General features: G+C 41.1%; 16 protein-coding genes. 11 read left to right on the forward strand and 5 right to left on the reverse strand.

Going from position 1 to position 18,977, the window contains the following annotated elements; genetic code table 11:
• The first annotated feature begins 188 nt into the window (after window positions 1-188).
• Complete coding sequence (gene pbpC / locus ACFEL9_RS02995) at window positions 189-2,510, forward strand: penicillin-binding protein 1C (RefSeq protein ID WP_385885999.1); 2,322 nt, start codon at window positions 189-191, stop codon at window positions 2,508-2,510.
• 19 nt (window positions 2,511-2,529) lie between these two features.
• On the opposite strand, the gene ACFEL9_RS03000 is transcribed toward pbpC, so the two are convergent.
• From ACFEL9_RS03000 to ACFEL9_RS03015, 4 genes are all read right to left on the reverse strand, one after another.
• Window positions 2,530-4,083, reverse strand: a complete 1,554-nt coding sequence (locus ACFEL9_RS03000; RefSeq protein WP_385886001.1) for a GMC oxidoreductase — start codon at window positions 4,081-4,083, stop codon at window positions 2,530-2,532.
• 17 nt (window positions 4,084-4,100) lie between these two features.
• Window positions 4,101-4,493, reverse strand: a complete 393-nt coding sequence (locus tag ACFEL9_RS03005; RefSeq protein WP_385886002.1) for a hypothetical protein — start codon at window positions 4,491-4,493, stop codon at window positions 4,101-4,103.
• 340 nt (window positions 4,494-4,833) lie between these two features.
• Window positions 4,834-6,195 (reverse strand): flavin monoamine oxidase family protein, encoded by a 1,362-nt coding sequence (locus ACFEL9_RS03010; RefSeq protein ID WP_385886004.1) that lies wholly within the window; start codon window positions 6,193-6,195, stop codon window positions 4,834-4,836.
• Window positions 6,196-6,303: 108 nt separating this feature from the next.
• Entirely contained in the window at window positions 6,304-7,023 is a 720-nt protein-coding gene (locus ACFEL9_RS03015; RefSeq protein ID WP_385886006.1) for a head GIN domain-containing protein, read from the reverse strand.
• Between the two features lie 318 nt (window positions 7,024-7,341).
• On the opposite strand from ACFEL9_RS03015, the gene ACFEL9_RS03020 reads away from it, so the two are divergent.
• The 6 genes from ACFEL9_RS03020 to ACFEL9_RS03045 all read left to right on the forward strand — a co-directional run bounded on the left by ACFEL9_RS03020 (window position 7,342) and on the right by ACFEL9_RS03045 (window position 14,293).
• Entirely contained in the window at window positions 7,342-9,723 is a 2,382-nt protein-coding gene (locus tag ACFEL9_RS03020; RefSeq protein ID WP_385886008.1) for a 3-hydroxyacyl-CoA dehydrogenase/enoyl-CoA hydratase family protein, read from the forward strand.
• Between the two features lie 130 nt (window positions 9,724-9,853).
• Window positions 9,854-10,084, forward strand: coding sequence for a hypothetical protein (locus ACFEL9_RS03025; RefSeq protein WP_385886009.1), 231 nt, complete (start codon window positions 9,854-9,856; stop codon window positions 10,082-10,084).
• Window positions 10,085-10,184: 100 nt separating this feature from the next.
• The gene (locus ACFEL9_RS03030; RefSeq protein WP_385886010.1) at window positions 10,185-10,499 is read left to right on the forward strand and encodes a transposase; all 315 of its coding nucleotides are present in this window, start codon (window positions 10,185-10,187) and stop codon (window positions 10,497-10,499) included.
• 110 nt (window positions 10,500-10,609) lie between these two features.
• Window positions 10,610-11,296 (forward strand): peptidase M10, encoded by a 687-nt coding sequence (locus ACFEL9_RS03035; protein WP_385886012.1) that lies wholly within the window; start codon window positions 10,610-10,612, stop codon window positions 11,294-11,296.
• A gap of 134 nt (window positions 11,297-11,430) precedes the next feature.
• Entirely contained in the window at window positions 11,431-12,804 is a 1,374-nt protein-coding gene (locus ACFEL9_RS03040) for a M16 family metallopeptidase (RefSeq protein WP_385886014.1), read from the forward strand.
• 151 nt (window positions 12,805-12,955) lie between these two features.
• Window positions 12,956-14,293 carry a M16 family metallopeptidase gene (locus ACFEL9_RS03045; protein WP_385886016.1) on the forward strand — a complete coding sequence of 446 codons (1,338 nt, stop codon included), beginning with the start codon at window positions 12,956-12,958 and terminating at the stop codon, window positions 14,291-14,293.
• 16 nt (window positions 14,294-14,309) lie between these two features.
• Here the strand turns inward: ACFEL9_RS03045 and ACFEL9_RS03050 are convergent, their stop codons facing one another.
• Window positions 14,310-15,254 (reverse strand): TIGR01777 family oxidoreductase, encoded by a 945-nt coding sequence (locus tag ACFEL9_RS03050; RefSeq protein ID WP_385886017.1) that lies wholly within the window; start codon window positions 15,252-15,254, stop codon window positions 14,310-14,312.
• 81 nt (window positions 15,255-15,335) lie between these two features.
• Between ACFEL9_RS03050 and ACFEL9_RS03055 the strand changes: the two genes are divergently transcribed.
• The 4 genes from ACFEL9_RS03055 (at window position 15,336) to ACFEL9_RS03070 (ending at window position 18,926) form a co-directional block, all read left to right on the forward strand.
• Window positions 15,336-16,322, forward strand: coding sequence for a glycoside hydrolase family 43 protein (locus ACFEL9_RS03055; RefSeq protein WP_385886019.1), 987 nt, complete (start codon window positions 15,336-15,338; stop codon window positions 16,320-16,322).
• 9 nt (window positions 16,323-16,331) lie between these two features.
• Window positions 16,332-17,246, forward strand: coding sequence for an ABC transporter ATP-binding protein (locus ACFEL9_RS03060; RefSeq protein ID WP_385886021.1), 915 nt, complete (start codon window positions 16,332-16,334; stop codon window positions 17,244-17,246).
• Between the two features lie 86 nt (window positions 17,247-17,332).
• Window positions 17,333-18,118, forward strand: a complete 786-nt coding sequence (locus tag ACFEL9_RS03065) for an ABC transporter permease (RefSeq protein WP_385886023.1) — start codon at window positions 17,333-17,335, stop codon at window positions 18,116-18,118.
• 193 nt (window positions 18,119-18,311) lie between these two features.
• Complete coding sequence (locus ACFEL9_RS03070; RefSeq protein WP_385886025.1) at window positions 18,312-18,926, forward strand: hypothetical protein; 615 nt, start codon at window positions 18,312-18,314, stop codon at window positions 18,924-18,926.
• Window positions 18,927-18,977 lie beyond the last annotated feature (51 nt).

The following is an 18,977-nucleotide window of genomic DNA, read 5'->3' on the forward strand; positions in this document are numbered from 1 at the left end:
AATATCTTTTGCTGGCTTGCGATGCTCGGAGTCCATAAAGAGAGGGGAGAATTTGAATGGAAAATTAATACAGTTGTCAGAGCCTTTGCAAATTTGATTCGATAAATATTTGTTAACTGCAGTAATTTGCTTTCGGTCAGCGGAAAGCAGCAAAAATTTTATTCATCTTTACAGCGCACCTGCCAAAAATGAACTCAAGGCTTACCAGCAAGAAAATCTTTCGCCTTTTAAAATATTCTTTTATTGGCTCATTGTTTTTGTTCATTTTATTCCTGTTGTTGAATTGGATATTTCCATTACCTGATAAAATAGAATACTCAACCGTTATTACTGACAACAAAGGCGAAGTCATTAACGCCTATCTTACCAGGGATGAAAAATGGCGGATGAAAACAGAGCTTGAGCAAATATCACCATTACTCCGGAAGACGATTGTCGCTAAAGAAGATAAATATTTTTATTCCCATCCCGGGGTAAATCCATTTGCCATTACCAGGGCATTCTTTAAAAATCTGCTCCGGATGAAAAGAACCTCGGGAGCCAGCACTATCACAATGCAGGTGGCCAGAGCATTGGAACCAGGCAAACGAAATATTTTAAATAAAATCAGGGAAAGCTTCCGGGCTTTTCAACTGGAATGGAAATATGACAAAACCGAAATATTACAACTCTATCTCAATCTTGTGCCCTACGGGGGTAATATTGAAGGAGTGAAAGCAGCAGCTTTTTTATATTTCAAAAAGAGCCCGGATCACCTTTCGCTGGCTGAGATCACAGCACTCAGTATAATTCCTAACAGACCTTCTTCGCTGGTAATTGGGAAAAACAATGATCATATTGTCGCCGAAAGAAACAAGTGGCTCCAAAAATTCACCAATGAAAAGATATTTACAAAAAAGGAGATTGAAGATGCGCTGGCAGAACCATTAACTGCAACCCGGGGAATGGTGCCACACTATGCACCTCATCTTTCCTATCAACTCAAACAGCAAGGAAATATTTTAAACAAAACCACTATTGACCTAAATACACAATTAAAAACTGAAAAGCTGGTTGAAGATTATGTAAGGGCTCAAAGACTCCGAAATATTAAAAATGCCGCCGTTGTTATTATCGACAATAAATCTCATAGAATAGTTTCTTACGTAGGTTCATCTGACTTTAATGATACCACAGATGGCGGGCAGGTCAACGGCGCCAAAGCCATCCGTCAGCCCGGAAGCACTTTAAAACCTTTGTTATATGCGATGTGCTTTGATGAAGGCCTGCTGACTCCTAAAACGGTGATGACCGATGTGCCTGTCAATTATGAAGGCTATGCCCCTGAGAATTATGATAGAAAATTTAATGGCTATATCACTACTGAATATGCATTGGAACATTCGTTGAATATCCCGGCTGTTAAAAGCTTAAAATTATTGGGACATGAAAAGCTGATTCAAAAACTATCAGACTGCAATTTCAGGCAGGTGCAAAAAGACAAACGGAAATTAGGTCTTTCCATGATATTGGGAGGATGCGGAACAACCCTTGAAGAACTAACGGGGCTGTTTGCCGCTTTTGCGAATGATGGCATTTATTATGTCCCTTCATTTCTGCAGGATGATAGCATTACCAGGAAGACAAGAGTTGTAAGCCCCGCAGCAGTTTATATGATCAATGAAATACTGTCCAAAGTAAACAGACCCGACTTCCCCCTTAATTGGACCGCCACGGAGCGAATGCCCAAAATAGCATGGAAAACGGGCACCAGTTATGGACGGAGAGATGCCTGGAGCATTGGTTATAATACAAACTATACTGTTGGCGTTTGGGTCGGTAATTTTTCAGGCGTGGGAATAGCTGACCTCAGCGGAGCCACTATCGCCACTCCACTACTATTTAAAATTTTCAATACACTTGATTATGATAATGACAAAGAATGGTTCAGCCAGCCCAAGGATTGCGAGATAAGACAAGTTTGCAGTGAAACGGGGTTCATCCCCTCTCCTCATTGTGCCAATTTGATTACCGATTATTTTATTCCGCTGGTTTCGTCTACAAAAGAATGTAATAATCGCCAGGAAATAATGATTAGCCCCGGCGAAGAAATATCCTATTGCAAAGCCTGTGTTCCGGCAACCGGCTACAAAAAGAAATCATATAAATCAATCGAACCTGAAATGCAGGCATGGTTGGAAGAACATCAAATTGCTTATCAAAAAATCCCGTTGCACAATCCCGATTGCGAAATGATCTTTAAAGGAAGTGCTCCCGTGATAAGTTCACCCGCAAATGGCCTGGAATATCTTATTAATAAAAAAGATCCTGAGCCATTGCAGCTTGTTTGTAAAACCGCGAATGATGTAAGCAAAGTGTACTGGTATATCGACAATAAATTTTACAAAAGTTCAAATACAGGGGAGAAGCAATTTTTTGTTCCCAATGAAGGTCCTGTAAAAATCTCCTGCACGGACGACAAAGGCAGAAACAGGGATATAAAGATCATAGTGAAATATGTGAACTTATAAAGCCACAGGCATAGCAGCTTTACGTAATTATGTTTTCCTTAATTCTTTCTTTTAAATGATCCGATAGTCTCAACGATAAAGCGACCAGCGTGAGTGTGGGGTTAACGGCGCCTCCCGTAGGAAAACAAGATGAACCTGCGGCAAATAAATTATCAATTCCATGTATTTTACAATTGGAATCAACCACTCCTTGTTTAGGATCATTATGCATTCGGGTAGTTCCCATATGGTGCCAGCCGCCACTGGTGAATGAAGGCATGCTGTTATCATTATTATCCAATAAAAACTCTGCTAATCTCACCCGGCCGATGCCTGCGGCGCCTACCTGCTGTCCAATCAATTCATTCAATTTCCGTATGGTCCATTTATCAAGTGACGTCATAGCCCAATGCAGATTGGCACGTGGCATACCTAATTCATCTTTTTCAGCGCTCAATACAACACGGGAAGAAGGATTGGGAGACTGCTCAATTCTTGTATATAAGCCATAGCAGTGTGTATTTCCTGAGCTGAAATATTGGTAAATGTTTTTTTTGTATGCTTTTCCATAATCTTCATTAAAGGAATGAAGGCTTTTCCGCGGATCTTTATCCTGCCAGGTTTTAACAGCGGGTTGCAGCTTCTTCGATATAGAGATTGGCATCAATGAAACGGTCCCGTTGAGCAGCCTGATGGCTTCCTGCATTTTTGCAGACACAGCCAGTTCAGCCCTTACTCTTAACTCTCCTCTTATATATAATTTTAACGGATTGGGCTCAGCAAGCCATAGCTCCCCGGTCTTCAATTCCGGGTGCTCCATGAAATACCGCCCCACTAAATCGTAGCCGTTACCAAGGCCGGCAGGTACCTGTTGGTTAGAGGCCAGTAACAAACGGGCATTTTGTATAGCGCAACAAGCAAGGATAAAATACTTTGCCTTAACCGTATGCTGTTTTCCTGAATAGTTTTTGACCACGACTTCTGTTATGGATGAAACGCTCCCATTGGCCTGGATGATGGTTACGTTTGCATATGTATATAGGTGAACGTTTGGCGCATTAACGATTGTACTTCTATATTTTTCACCAAATCTTGTAGGTGGAGAAAACTGCCACATTTTGCTCCAGATAATATTTTCATCTAAGGGCAGCGGCACAAAAGATTTATATTTTTGTTGCCAGAAAGCCAGGTCATATTCATAAGGTCCCAGGTCAAGCACCGGATGAGCTCTTTTGTAATAAGGATCAATTTCTGCCAGGTTGATAGGCCAACCGCTGTGATCTATCCAATCCCTTTTTTTAAAATCTATATCATCAAAAGTAGAACACATGCCGCCCCAATGACCGGAGGCGCCGCCAAAATAATGCAGCCGGCTCGACTTCATCGGATAATAAGGGTGGCCGGTAATCTTTCCATCGTATAAGTTTTGCACCCGCTCATCATATTCAAAACCTCCCCCTTCAAGCAATATAACTTTGTACGGACTATTGATCCATTCCAACGCCATAGTTATGCCCGCAGGCCCCGCCCCCACAATACAAATATCACCTTCAATCAGCGACTCATCTTCTAAATCTCTTGCGTCGATATGCATAAATTTCAACCTTGGTTCTATAAAAATGAAAACAATGCGCATTGACGGAACTCCGTGCTTGAAATCACCCAGCCATTAACCGTAATCGTGTTGAACGTCAAAAAATCATGGTGTATCTTTTTCCTCAACCACTCTCTCAACGCAAACTCATCTTTTGGCCCCGCCTTGTTGCCGCCAGAATCGGATAGTAACACCTGCCGTAATTTTTGCTGGTTGTATCTTGACGGAAGCAATTTTTTATAGTAAAGCCCTATTTCACGAATCGTGTCTTCATCCGTTAATTTTCCAAGATCCTCGGGCCATACCAATGGATCTTTCCCCGACCTATTTTTAGTCCTGGTATGTACTATTGGGCATGTAAAAGCTGCCGCAGCCGCCAGCGTTGTCAAGATAAAAGTACGTCGCTTCATAAGTAAAAAAGTTTATCACACTTTGCTACGCAAAGACAATGATACTGGAAGCAACATTTAAGGTAAGTATTTTTGAAAAAAAGTTGACTGCCTGCAATGTAAAACCAGGCGCAATAGGGTTTCATAGTATTTTCTAAAGCTGGATTTTTTAAAAAAATACCGACTAAATACTGTCCCGATGTGTGATTCAAAATTGTTTAAAAAAATAATTTCGTTGCATGACTAAACTTAGGCTGCAAACTGACTAAAGTCATAAATTTTCTATACAATTCATGCTATCAGTAGTGGCAAGTTTATTAAATGTGACATACTTAAAGGCTAATTTATCCCTGACTCTGTTTCAAATTTTCGCCGCCGCCGCTTCGCCGGTATTGATAGCACCTTCCATAAAGCCCTGCCAATCGGCCAGGTGCTCACCGGCAAAATGAGTATGTATGTGAGAACGCCTTAGTATCGGGCCCAACCTGAACCATTGTCCTTTACCATAAATAGCATAAGCTCCACGGGAGAATTCATCATTACCCCAATAATAATTAGCCTGTTTTTCCAGCAAGCTTTTTACATCGCCAAAGTGAGGCTGCAATGTTTGTTGTATCATTTCAGCTTTCCATTCGTCAGACTGGTTAGCAACAACAGCGGCTTTTTCACCAATGGTATAAGAAATCAAAACTCCTTTGCCTGAAGATTGATTTTTGGTGGCATGATAAAAATAATGAGGCGTTTGATCAGTGACCATATCGAAACTCTCGTCTCTCCAAAACCGCTCTTTAAATAGCAAAGGATTTTTATTAATACGTGCATATTGCAACTCATTCATTGCATCCACCTGCTCTGCAGGCAAACCCGGCTCCCATTTAATGCTCCTGGCCGAAAAAGTTGGAACTGTACAAATGATCCTGTCAGCTTTAAAAGATTCGCTACTTTCACAAAAAACCTCTACACCTCCTTTGGAGTCTTGCCTCACCCGCTTTACCCTATGTTGCAATTTTATTTTATCCATTCCTATCTTTTCAGCGATAGCTTTTGCAAGCTGGCTGTTGCCACCCTTGATTTTCAGATCCATTTCGTTTTTTTCACTGCTTTCCGCATACTCAGCTAAAGCCGCAAAAGCAGATACGCTCCGGATCGTTTCGCCAAAATCCGTGCTGTCCAGCAATTCACTTAATTCCAGGTCTCTTCCTTCACAACCGTTATTTACCAGGAACCGCCACCAATCCATCTTATCCAATTTTATCTTTTCTGCCTTAGTCAGCTTTTCATAGCCATTGATAATGGATTCGAACCTTTTCTTCCATTCATCACTGTAGCTCCACTCATTGTTTTTATAATACTTACCCTTGTAAATCAGGTGTGATTCAAATTGATTGTTTTGTAGCTCCAGTCCAAACTCATTACAGAGGTTTTGTAAACGGATATGCGAATTACCTACCCACTCTGCACCCAACTCAATTACAAGATTTTCTTGTGTGTCGATAGTATGAGAAAATACCCGGCCACCAATACGATTTCTTGCTTCCAGGATAATAAACCCGATATTTTTTTTATACAAATAGTAAGCGGCCGATAAACCGGCAAACCCCGCTCCTATAATGATAACTTTTGGCTTTTTACTGATATTGAAATTGCCGAATGAAGACGATGCAAGTAAAACGCCGCCAGTTGCCAGTGTTGATCTTTTGATAAACTCCCTGCGTGAAAGCATATAATTTGGTTGCAGCCTAAGTTCCTGATTTATTCCAATTGTAACAAACTTTATAAATAAAAAAAAGCCCCCATTAATGAGGGCAGAAGAACATAGGTTCACTATCCGTTAATCTACTTTTCTGATACTGCTTGCGCCGTTTATATCCTGTGTGATGGCTGGGTTGCCCCTATACTTTACTTCCGACGCCCCACTGGCCTGCGCATCTAATTTTACACTGGCAAAAACCTCGGCTGAACTGGCGCCAGAAATATCAACAGTAGTATTTTCTGTCATCAGGTCAAAGCATTTTGCACCACTTGCGCCGGAACCAACTACATTCAAATCCTTTGTTTCACCGGTCAACGTAATAGTTGAAGCACCTGTGACTTCTGTGTTGATGCGCGGGGTTTTTAAATCCACTTTTGCTTCTGATGCCCCGCTTAGATCAATGTCCAGGCTTTCGGAAGAAACCAATTTGTTTTCGCTGGTGATAGTGCTTGCTCCGGATACATCAATAACTCTGAAAGACGGTGCGGTTATAAATACTTTTATTTTATGAGATGGATCCAGGTTATAGTTGTTTTTCGGTGAAACTACCAACACTCCATTACTTTCATACACTTCAACATATTCCTGCAGGTTTTCATCAGTTTCGACTTTTACCGACTGGTTTGAGTCCTGCTTTACATACACATCAATAGCACCGCTGACATCGAGACTATTAAATTTACCGGTATTACGGCTTTGCGCAACATTATTGCCATTTCCACGAATACGCTTTCCCCCAATGTAGTCACAGGAGGAGACAATAACTAAAAGGCAGCAAAACAAGAACGTTGGTTTCATGTGTCTATATTTTTGGGTTTTGGTCATCCCGAAATTCACCGGGACATTTTATTTAACTTTTCGTGTTGACAAATTTGCGTCTTTTAAGCCGGTTTTAAAATTAATATGACGCCACATTGAGCTAACAGGTTACCATTATAAACCGGAAATTATGTCTTTGTATAATGGGGATAGTAAAAACCTCAGCCTTTTTGTAAAAAAACCTCATTAAGATTTTATTCTTCCTGCTTTTAAGACATATCTTTTTCTCTTACCTTCACACAAAATAGTTGTTTAACTAACTAATTTTAATCCTGGTTAATTCCAAAGCTTAATCATATGAATAATCGCACGATCAAAAAAATTGCCGTTTTAGGAAGTGGCGTGATGGGCTCACGTATTGCCTGTCATTTTGCAGGCGTGGGTGTACAGGTATTGTTGTTGGATATGGTTCCTAAAGAAGCCGCCGAAAGCACCAAACCTGCTGAAAGAAATAAGCTGGTAAATGATGCGTTGACGACAGCCGTAAAAAGCAACCCCTCTCCTGTTTTCACCAAAGACGTAGTAAAGAAAATAACCACCGGCAATTTTGATGACAATATGAAAGATATTGCCAGCTGCGATTGGATCATTGAAGTAGTAGTAGAACGTTTAGATATTAAGAAACTGATCTATGATAAGGTAGAACAGTTCCGCAAACCGGGGACATTGGTTACCTCCAATACTTCAGGTATTCCTATTCACCTGATGACAGAAGGCCGCGGTGACGATTTCAAAAAGAATTTTTGTGGCTCCCATTTTTTTAATCCGCCGCGTTATTTGCGCCTGCTTGAAATTATCCCAACACCCGATACCGATCCTGCCGTTGTTGATTTCCTGATGCACTATGGCGATTTGTATTTAGGCAAAACTACTGTGTTGTGCAAAGACACACCAGCGTTCATTGCCAATCGTATTGGTGTTTACGGCATCATGTCCATCTTTGGACTCGTTGATAAATTAGGATTAACCATTGATGAAGTAGATGCATTGACAGGCCCAATCATCGGCCGGCCAAAATCCGCCACGTTCAGGACTGCGGATGTGGTGGGCATTGATACGCTTGTTAAAGTAGCAAAGGGAGTTTATGATAATTGTCCCACTGATGAAGCGAAAGAATCATTCGTAATACCAGGATGGCTAAATAAGCTGGTTGACAATAACTGGCTCGGCGATAAAACCGGGCAGGGGTTTTTCAAAAAAACAAAAGGCGCCGGTGGCGAAAAGGAAATTCTTACCCTTGACCTGAAGACTTTGGAATATGGTCCAAGAATAAAACCCAAATTTCCAACAGTAGAAGCTGCCAAACCCATTGACGATTTGCATACCCGTTTAAAAATGCTGGTAGCCGGCCAAGATAAAGCCGGTGAGTTTTACCGTCATTTTCATTACGGCTTGTTTTCCTATATCTCTCATCGTATTCCTGAAATCAGTGATGAGCTGTATCGTGTAGATGACGCCATGATGGCGGGCTTTGGCTGGGAAATTGGTGCTTTTGAAAGTTGGGATGTGCTGGGTGTAGAGAAAACCGTGAAAGCTATGCAAGCCGCCGGATACAACGTTGCCGGTTGGGTAACCGAAATGTTAGAGGCAGGAAATAAATCATTTTATAAAGTAGAGTCAGGCAAAAGATATAGTTATGATCCTGCTTCAAAAACATATAAACCTTTACCGGGCGGCGAAGCATTCATCGTAATGAATAATTACCAGGATAAGCTGGTATGGAAAAATGCAAGTTGCCGGTTGTACAATCTGGGCGATGATGTATTAGGTCTTCAATGGTTCACAAAAATGGGAAGCATTGGCGGGGATGTGTTGAGTGGTATTCAAACAGCAATCGATAAAGCGGAAAAAGGTTACAAAGGTTTAGTGATAGCCAATGAAGGCTCTAATTTTAGTGCCGGCGCCAATGTAGGTATGATCTTTATGCTGGCGATAGACCAGGAATATGATGAACTGGATATGGCAATTCGCCTTTTCCAGAACACCATGATGCGAGCAAGATATTCTGCAATCCCTGTTGTTGTTGCGCCGCATGGACTGGCTCTCGGGGGCGCCTGCGAATTAAGCCTTCATGCTGATAAAGTTTGTCCGGCCGCTGAAACGTATACAGGCCTTGTGGAACTTGGCGTCGGGTTAATTCCCGGCGGTGGTGGTACCAAAGAATTTGTGCTAAGAGCTTCCGATGAAATGCACAACGACGAACCCGATACGATTACATTAAAAAATCGTTTTTTAACTATAGCTACTGCTAAAGTAGGGACCTCAGCTCATGAAGGTTTTGAGATTGGCGTATATAGAAAAGGATTGGATGAAGTAGTAATGAACCAGGGAAGACGTATTGCAGAAGCAAAACGATCCGTCATAGAAATATTTGACAGCGGTTATACAGCACCCGTACAACGGAAAGATATAAAGGTATTGGGACAGTCGGCATTAGGTGCTTTGTACGCCGGTGTTCATGCAATGAAAATTGCTAATTATGCAACAGAGCATGATGCGCTTGTAGCCAAAAAACTGGCCTATGTCATGTGCGGTGGCGACCTTAGCGAGCCAACCCTGGTTTCCGAACAATATTTGCTTGATCTGGAACGGGAGGCTTTCCTCTCTCTCTGCGGCGAAAAGAAAACGCTGGAAAGAATACAAAGCGTGTTGAAGAGTGGGAGACCAATTCGTAATTAGGAAACCGGAACTCTGTTCCGGCAACATCAAACAAAAGAAACCGGAACTCCGTTCCGGCAAGAATATCGCTTTTAATAATAATTACATAACAACCTAAGCTATCAGGCTGGGACTGAGCTCCGGCATCTTTATGGCCACACCGGTTTTCTATACAAGAAAACTGCCTCACTGGCAACCTTCAGAAGAAACTTTTTTCATTACGTACAGGCTTGCCGGCTCACTGCCATTATCAATTATTGCAACGCTTAGGGAAAACTATTTTAAAGAAAAACAACATCCCCGCAACCAAACTATTGAAAGAAAAGAAGCGCTTCGGCAGGATTATTTTTTCGCTTTCGAAAATGAACTGGATAAAACTTGAATGAGCCTCATTGGCTGAAGGACGAAGCTGTTGCCGCTTTGGTAATGGATTCTTTATTTTTCAATGATAACAAGCTTATATTTTATCGGCTGCCTGTATTATGAGTAATCATGTACACATACTGATCAGGCTTTTGCCAGGTGCTCCTTCTTTAAATGTAATTCTCCAAAATCATAAAAAATTTACCGCTGTTCAATCCAATAAACTTTTGAACCGCTCTGGTCCATTTTGGGCTGAAGAAAGTTTTGATACGATAATAAGAGATAATACACATTTCTATAACATTGTTCATTATATCATCCAAAATCCTGTAAAAGCCGGTTTAGTAAATAATTGGTGCGATTGGAAATGGAACTATCTTCATCCTGAATTGGATAAGGAATACCGGCTGGATAAAGGAACTCAGTTCCGCTAACTAAAACCAGGCTTGGACAACCCGATTTCATTCAGTTTCCTATGCAGATGATCAAAACAACCGGAAGTTATTAAATTACTTTAAAAACGGAACGGAGTTCCGCTATCCTTATGGGCACAGTAGAACAGGAAGCCAATCAACAACTCACCATCTCCTCCCATATTATTACATATGGCAATGCCGCCGATGCGGCCGTTACCGAAAATATCCGGGAAGAAATTGAAACCATGTGGAATGAAGCCAGGGGGATTGTGCAGATTGATGATTACTCTTATCATGTTGTATTCAGAATCACTGCAGCCTTTCAACCAGCCATCACTGATATCGAGATTTACCAAAACATTGACGCCCGCAATAATTATTTCCGTATTGAAGAGTTTGCCCATGGTAATATTTCCTTTGTAGATGGACTGGGTTGTAATACGGGTTATTTCAAACTGGATAATCTTTACAAGGGCTCCACAACAGCAGCACATGAATATGGTCACACGATCGGCTTACACCACCCAACTGATATCGATCTTCGCGGCAAAGGTGTTCCGGGTATTATGTATCCCAGGGGAACTTTAGTAGATGCACAATATCAATACAACCCCGCCGCAAAACCTGGTGATAATACCAATGGCGGCACCATGCATCCCATGTACCGAAAAGTGAAACAGGAAGACATTTCGTTGCTGAAGCTTCACAAGCTGAGTTTTGAAAATGGTAAGTCTATTATCGGTGAGTTTACCAGCATTTGGCATCCCGATCATGCAGCTATTTCAGCGAATGAATTTCCGGGCATTCATGGATAAAATCATATTTCCCCTCTCACATTACTCGCCGGCCGCAGGTAGAAATTATTTTTTTGCCATCCAAATCTTCCGTAGCTTATAAGAGCATTCCCTGCCTACCGGTCAGGCAGGCATTAAACCAAAAACATATTTGTATGGCAAAGAAATGGCTAACCATTTTGGTTATTGCAGCCACATTTGCTGCATCGGCACAGCCCCGACTTCCCAAAAATTATTACTGGCAAAAACTGGACAATGGTCTTGAAGTAGTGGTGATCGAAAACCACAAAGTTCCATTGGCCACCATCGAAATTGCTGTGAAAAATGGTGCCTATACCGAAGGGCCTGAGTATAGCGGTCTATCGCATTTGTTCGAACACATGTTCTTCAAAGCCAACAAAGATTATCCGGACCAGGAAAAGTTTATTGATCGGGCCAAAGAATTAGGAGCTATCTGGAACGGCACCACCGGCGAAGAAAGAGTCAACTACTTCTTTACTTTTTCAAGTGATAGCCTTGAAGCAGGCCTGAAATTTATGAACGCAGCCATCAGGTTTCCCATCTACCGGACAGAAGACATGCAAAAAGAAAGACCAGTAGTAGATGGCGAATTTCAACGCGCAGAAAGTAGTCCCTTCTTTCAATTGTGGATTGATGTAGCTAAAAGAACCTGGGGCGAAAATTTTACCCGCAAAAATCCAATTGGTGATCACGACATCATTAACACGGCCACGCCTGAAAAAATGATGATCATAAAAGACAAATATTATCATCCCAACAATTCTCTATTGGTGATTTGTGGCGATGTAAAACCGGATGAAGCATTTGCACTGGCCAAAAAAATTTATGGTGACTGGAAACACAGTGAATTTGACCCACATGAAAAATACCCTATCCCGGAATTTAAGCCCCTGGAGAAACCGGATTATAATATCAAAACATCCTCAATAGCCGAAACTCCTTTCATGATGTTTCAATGGATTGGCCCCGAATACCGCAGGGACTCAGCAGCTACATTGGCCGCTGATGTATTTTCAACTATACTGGGTCTCAATTCTTCAAAATGGCAACAAGCTTTAATCGATAAAGGCCTCGCCAGTTTTACCAATGTTACCTATCAAACCTGTCGTTTTGCAGGCCCTGTTTATGCGTTAGCCTTACCTACCCCATCCAAATTGAAAGATTGTTATGAAGAAATGCTGAAACAAGTGAGCAAGTGGGCCGACGATGATTATTTTACTGATGAACAATTGCAAACTGCAAAAGATATATTGATCAGGAACAAAATCAGGAACGAGGAAAAACCATCGCAACAGGCATCTGGCCTTACCTACTGGTGGTGCAGCACTTCCATTGATTATGCTACTGACTATGACGACAACATGCAGAAGGTAACAAGAAAAAATATACAGGATTATCTAAAAAAATACATTGTCTCTAAACCCTATGTAGCCGGTATGATCATTAATGATGCCATGAAGAAAGAATACAAACCTGAAGAATACTTCGCTTCCGGGAAATCTTTCTGATCCGCAGGTTTTATCGTAACCTGATCACTGGTAACGATTAAGATCAAAACAATGAAATAAGCCAAAAAATTTTCGACGTATTATACCAACGACCGATGAATCCCGACTTGTCGGGACCATGTTGCAAATAGAAAAAATAAAAAATATACACATGAAAAAGATACTGCAGTATATGGTTATCATCACCCTATTAATACCCTGCCTGGTTATGGCACAATCAGGTAAGCCATATGACATAAATATAAATGGGGTAAAAGTAATCGTTCAGCCCAGCGGCAATCAAATTGTGGTCATACAAACAATAATCAAAGGTGGTGTTCAAAATTATGCGGAAAACAAGGCTGGTATTGAAAACCTCGCTGTAAGAGCTCTTACAGAATGCGGCACCACCAATGATGATAAAAACAGTTTTAAAGATAAGCTGGATAAGGTAAGTGCACAAGTATCAGGATGGAGTGGTATGGATTATGCCAGCGTCAGCATGAATTGCATAAAAAATGATTTCGACAAAGTGTGGCCATTATATGCCGACGCTTTACGGACACCCCGTTTTGATGAAAAAGAATTTGATCGCATTAAACAAGATGCTATTACTTTTATTCGCACCAATGAGTCGTTTCCTGATAATGCTATCGACAAAATGGCGAAAGAAACCGCCTTCAAAGGGAAAAGCTATGCAAAAGATCCGCTCGGCACTATTGCGAGTATACAGCCGATCACAGCGGTTGAAGCAAAGAAATACTGGCAATCCATTTTCACCCGTTCACGCATGACCGTCGTTATCGTCGGTGATCTTGAGAAAAGCGAAATTGAAAAAAAACTGGCTGATTTTTTTACCAAAATTCCTGCAGGAAGTCCCTTTGTATCTAAAAAAGAAAATTATACACCGGCGGTCAATACTTTCACTTCAAAATCCAGGGACAACGCAACTAATTATATCAGGGGAATAACAGGAGGCCCTGCTGCCGGTTCGCAGGATTATAATGCTTTTATATTAGCGATGCGAATTTTTTCGACCCGGCATTTCATCGAGATCAGATCCAGGAATGGTTTATCCTATGCGCCATGGGCCTGGTTCAGCCAGGGCACTACACCCTACTCTACTATTTCCGTTTCAACCACTGAGCCGAATAAATATATCGCTACGGCCAGGGCACTTATCGACAAGGTGAAACAGGAAGGATTTAAAGATTCAGAACTAAAAAATGAAAAAACAGGTTACCTGACAGAAGTTTATTATCGCCAGGAAACAAATGAAGCCCAGGCATCAGCCCTTGCAAACGCCGAAGTATTATTTGGTGATTGGAGAAGGGCAGTAACCATCAAGGACGATATTAAAAAAGTGAGCCTGGATCAAATGAATAATGCGTTCAAAAAATATATCAATAATATTACCTGGGTATACCAGGGCGACACTAAAAAAGTGGATCCGAAAATGTACACGCAAAAACAAACGCCCAGTCTCCCAGAGGAAAAGAAAGCTTTCTAATGATCAGTAAGCCTCCTCAACCGGAGGCTTTTTTATTTTCAAGATCATTTAATGCAGCTTCAATCGCAGGAAATAAAAAGGTAAATCCGCAATAGTGAATTTTATCACAACTTACCGTGGTGCTCTTTAACACTTCAATACTCATTTCACCCAGCACAGCTTTTATAACAAAAGAGGGCACATACAATGGAATAAAAAATTTACCCTTTTTCGTTTGTGCCAGTTGAAGCATCAATTCTTTATTAGAAACAGGTTTCGGCGCCACCGCATTGAACACCCCTCTCATATCATCACTTTCAATAGCGGTGATGTACAATCTAACGAGGTCATCAATGTGTATCCAGCTTATTCTTTGCTTGCCCGATCCTAAAATTGCCGCTACACCAAACCGTACCGGCTTTTCAAATTCTTTAAATGCTCCGCCTTCATTACTTAAAACAATGCCTGTACGGTATTTAACCACCCGCTTGCCTAATTCAGCTATCGGGTCAATGCTTTTTTCCCATTCCAGGCAGGTCTGTCCCAGGAATCCTTTATCAGCAGGTGCCGTTTCGAGAAATGGATTTGAGTTAGGAACTGCGGGATCTTCGCCGTACCAACCAATGGCGGATGCGCTCACAACGGCCTTTACCTTATTGGGCATATCCCGCAAAGCTCTTGATAACAATTCACCAGCTTTTACCCGGCTGTCCCTGATCTCCTGCTTTCTTTTTTTTGACCATCGTTTGTCGGCAATACCTTCTCCTGCCAAATGAATGATATAATCTGCTTTGCCAATTGCCTCTTCACTGATCGTTTGGTCTTCTACGTTCCACAACGCATAAGATACATTTCCGCCATGCTCCTGTTTATTATCGCTGCTTCTTGATAAAATAATTACTTTATAATTCTTTTCCAGCAATGCCTTCGTAATAGCACTGCCAATCATTCCCGTACCGCCCGTTATCAATATTGTGGTCATATATAAAAGCTAAAATGTATCCAACAAAAATAAAACCAAGTTATAAGACAAAATGCTTTAGTAAATTGGGAAAAAATCTTGATGCGAATTTCATTATTGATCCTTTTCATCGTTTTCACTGCCACATCAATAGCGCAACAAGATAATGCATTGAAAAAAACCAACGCCGGTAATCCCGTGTTTCCGGGCTGGTATGCCGATCCTGAAGGTATAATTTATACGAAGCAGTATTGGATCTTTCCTACTTATTCGGCTCCCTATGATAAACAGGTTTTCTTTGATGCCTTCTCCTCTCCGGATCTTATTACCTGGACAAAGCACCCCACTATCCTGGACACCGCCGCTATCAAATGGGCTAAAAGAGCCATGTGGGCTCCATCCGTTATTGAAAACAAGGGGAAATATTTTCTCTTTTTTGGCGCTAATGATATTCAAAACAACAACGAATATGGGGGAATAGGAGTAGGTGTGGCGGATAAACCAGAAGGGCCTTATAAAGATCACCTGGGAAAACCGCTGATCGATAAATTTCACAACGGCGCACAGCCCATCGACCAGTTTGTTTTTCGTGATGCGAATGGTCAGCATTATTTGATATACGGCGGATGGAGACATTGCAATATTGCCAAACTCAACGATGATTTTACCGGCTTTATTCCATTTGAAGATGGTACAATCTTCCGTGAAATCACACCAACCGGTTATGTAGAAGGTCCTTTCATGTTTATACGAAATGGCAAATATTATTTTATGTGGTCAGAAGGTGGATGGACGGGGCCTGATTACAGTGTGGCTTACGCTATTGCTGATTCACCCTTTGGGCCTTTTGAACGGGTGGGAAAAATTCTTCAGCAGGACCCTGCTATTGCGACTGGTGCGGGTCATCACTCAGTAATAAAGATTCCCAACAAGGATGAGTGGTATATTGTTTATCATCGCCGCCCGCTTACTGAAAAAGATGGCAACTCCAGGGAGACCTGTATTGACAGAATGTATTTTGATGAAAAAGGAATGATCAAACCTGTTGTCATCACCAAAGAAGGTGTAAAGAAGAGAACGTTAAAATAAATACCAACTATGAAGCCGGTTCTTTCGATCCACAACCTCACTAAATTTTATGGCCGTATCCGTGCCCTAAATAAGGTGTCTTTTGAAGTGCCTGAAGGAAGTGTATTTGGCATACTCGGTCCTAATGGAAGCGGCAAGACAACGCTGCTCGGGATCGTTATGGATATCTTAAAGCAAACCGAAGGAAATTACCTCTGGAAAGGAGAACCGGCAACAGCTGCAATGCGGCAACAAATAGGGACGCTGCTGGAAACGCCTAATTTCTATCATTATTTAAGCGGTGAAAGAAACCTGCGCATAGCTGCCGAAATCAAACAAAGAGGAAAAGAAGATATCGAAAAGACGCTGCACCTTGTCAATCTCTATCAGCGTAAAGACTCCAAATTCAGCACCTATTCACTAGGTATGAAACAAAGGCTGGCCATTGCTTCTACATTGTTGGGAAGCCCCGACATTTTGGTTTTTGATGAACCGACCAACGGGCTCGATCCCGCCGGCATTGCAGAAATCAGGGAACTAATGAAACAACTGAACCGGCAGGGCAAAACCATTATTATGGCAAGCCATATATTAGATGAAGTAGAAAAAGTTTGCACCCATGTGGCCATCATTCAAAAAGGAGATTTAAAAGCTGTAGGAAGTGTAAAAGATATCCTTGATACAAAAACACTGGATGAAACGATCATTGAACTGGCGGCCGATGACCTGGATGCATTAGAATCCACCATTCAGCAAATGAGCGGTGTTCTGGAAACACAGGTAATAAACAACTACCTGCAGGCGGTTTTTAGCAACGGGATCACGGCACAGGATGTGAATCGTTTTTGTTTTGAAAAAGGAATTGTGCTGAGCAAACTGAATGTAAAAAGAAAATCGCTGGAATCAACCTTCCTGGAAATTACAGGAACAAAGAGTGAGCATTGACAGAAGTTTACTGGGTTATCCATTTACTTGTTTACTGGTTCAATATATAGACATCAAACTTCGAACACCAAACATCAAACAACACCATGTTACACCTTTTAAAGATCGAATGGCTGAAAATAAAAAATTACCGGGCCTTTTGGGTGTTTGCTGTACTTTACCTGGTAAGTATTTTTATCGTTACCTATATCAGTTGGTACATTGAACAACGCACCAAGGCGCAGGTGCCCGAAGCCTCCATGCTCCTCGGTGATTCCTTTGCCTTTCCCAAAGTATGGCAAACAGTAGGCTGGCTCAGCAGTTGGCTACTGTATTTCCCCGGGATGATCATCATCATGCTGATGGTAAATGAATTCAATTTTAAAACCCACCGCCAAAACATCATTGACGGCTGGAGCCGCAACCAGTTCATTGGCATTAAGATCGCTTTGGTGGTCATCTTTTCATTATTGATCACTCTAATCAATATTATTACCTGCGTTGTTTTTGGCTCTATTTCTTCCGGTAGTTTCTCCATGGATGGAACAGCCTATATATTCTACGTGTTCATACAAGCCCTGGCTTATTTATTCTTTGCATTGATGCTGGCCGTATTGTTCAGGCGAAGCGGGTTGGCCATCATTATCTTTTTTCTATACGGGATTATTTTTGAATGGCTGATCGCTGCTTTGACCAATTTCCAGTTTAAACTTTCCCCTGCCGGTTATTTTTTGCCGTTGCAGGCATCTGATGTATTGATTCCTATCCCTTTTGGTAAAAAAGTTTTTTATCCTGATAGTCCTGATACTAGCATTTTAATTATTGCCGTTCTTGCCTATATCACGGCATATGTTTTTTTTGCGAGGAAGAAATTTTTGGTGGATGATTTGTAAGGTTTAAGAACTGCACAACAATAAAAATAGCGAGTTTTGTAACAATTCTATTTATGGGACTATTTGGACTGTTTAAGAAACATTTTGACAAAATCAAAAAGGAAGAAAACCCGAAAATCATTCTAACAAAACAGAGCTGACAATCTCGGCTGACACTCTTTCTTTTGACCAACAGTTGAAAATATTCAACACTTTGGGTTATCAATTAAATTCAGGAATTACCAAAGAAATAATATTTAAAAACATGAAAGGTAATTATTTACCTGGCACCGACCTTGAAGCAGAGTTCAGAAAATCGCCATTTCAACTGTTGTACTATTATTTAGGTTGGAGACATTCTGGTCATCCAGTTCATTACACGGACAATTGTGTTTGGTACGACATTGAATTTATTGACCCAAGCAGTGATTATATAACTTTTATGAAACGCATGGGAACAATAACAAAGGGAGAATTGAATTATACTGACATTTCATTAAGAGTTGACGAAAACAACTACGAATGGATAAATTTCAAAGTTAACGGAGCAATTAAAAAATGGAAATTATCTAAAGTTGGCTACATAGATGATTCATTTTTTCAGCGTTTCTCATATTTACCAACAGAATTTAAAACCAAAGGACGTTACACATATTATGATGACGGTGGACAACAATTTGTAATTGATTATGCAACAGAAAACGAACAAAAGAAATTTATAGAAACAACAGGGCTAAAAAGAGAGTGGCTTGGAGAGGAAATCATTTTTCAGAACATGATGACAAAAAATAACTGCCACCCCCCTGCTCTTCGAAACCTCCGGTTTTGAAGTTCTTTTTTATCGCCTTTGGCGATCACATACGTTAAGCAGTTAATCCGC

Origin of the sequence: Terrimonas alba, assembly GCF_042434975.1 — a bacterium.
GTDB lineage: Bacteria > Bacteroidota > Bacteroidia > Chitinophagales > Chitinophagaceae > Terrimonas_B > Terrimonas_B alba.

What these genes read in the sequence shown, in the direction of transcription:
- pbpC (WP_385885999.1), top strand. Translation starts at nt 189, where the DNA reads ATGAACTCAAGGCTTACCAGCAAGAAAATCTTTCGCCTTTTAAAATAT.
- ACFEL9_RS03000 (WP_385886001.1), bottom strand. Translation starts at nt 4,083, where the DNA reads ATGCATATCGACGCAAGAGATTTAGAAGATGAGTCGCTGATTGAAGGT.
- ACFEL9_RS03005 (WP_385886002.1), bottom strand. Translation starts at nt 4,493, where the DNA reads ATGAAGCGACGTACTTTTATCTTGACAACGCTGGCGGCTGCGGCAGCT.
- ACFEL9_RS03010 (WP_385886004.1), bottom strand. Translation starts at nt 6,195, where the DNA reads ATGCTTTCACGCAGGGAGTTTATCAAAAGATCAACACTGGCAACTGGC.
- ACFEL9_RS03015 (WP_385886006.1), bottom strand. Translation starts at nt 7,023, where the DNA reads ATGAAACCAACGTTCTTGTTTTGCTGCCTTTTAGTTATTGTCTCCTCC.
- ACFEL9_RS03020 (WP_385886008.1), top strand. Translation starts at nt 7,342, where the DNA reads ATGAATAATCGCACGATCAAAAAAATTGCCGTTTTAGGAAGTGGCGTG.
- ACFEL9_RS03025 (WP_385886009.1), top strand. Translation starts at nt 9,854, where the DNA reads ATGGCCACACCGGTTTTCTATACAAGAAAACTGCCTCACTGGCAACCT.
- ACFEL9_RS03030 (WP_385886010.1), top strand. Translation starts at nt 10,185, where the DNA reads ATGAGTAATCATGTACACATACTGATCAGGCTTTTGCCAGGTGCTCCT.
- ACFEL9_RS03035 (WP_385886012.1), top strand. Translation starts at nt 10,610, where the DNA reads ATGGGCACAGTAGAACAGGAAGCCAATCAACAACTCACCATCTCCTCC.
- ACFEL9_RS03040 (WP_385886014.1), top strand. Translation starts at nt 11,431, where the DNA reads ATGGCAAAGAAATGGCTAACCATTTTGGTTATTGCAGCCACATTTGCT.
- ACFEL9_RS03045 (WP_385886016.1), top strand. Translation starts at nt 12,956, where the DNA reads ATGAAAAAGATACTGCAGTATATGGTTATCATCACCCTATTAATACCC.
- ACFEL9_RS03050 (WP_385886017.1), bottom strand. Translation starts at nt 15,254, where the DNA reads ATGACCACAATATTGATAACGGGCGGTACGGGAATGATTGGCAGTGCT.
- ACFEL9_RS03055 (WP_385886019.1), top strand. Translation starts at nt 15,336, where the DNA reads ATGCGAATTTCATTATTGATCCTTTTCATCGTTTTCACTGCCACATCA.
- ACFEL9_RS03060 (WP_385886021.1), top strand. Translation starts at nt 16,332, where the DNA reads ATGAAGCCGGTTCTTTCGATCCACAACCTCACTAAATTTTATGGCCGT.
- ACFEL9_RS03065 (WP_385886023.1), top strand. Translation starts at nt 17,333, where the DNA reads ATGTTACACCTTTTAAAGATCGAATGGCTGAAAATAAAAAATTACCGG.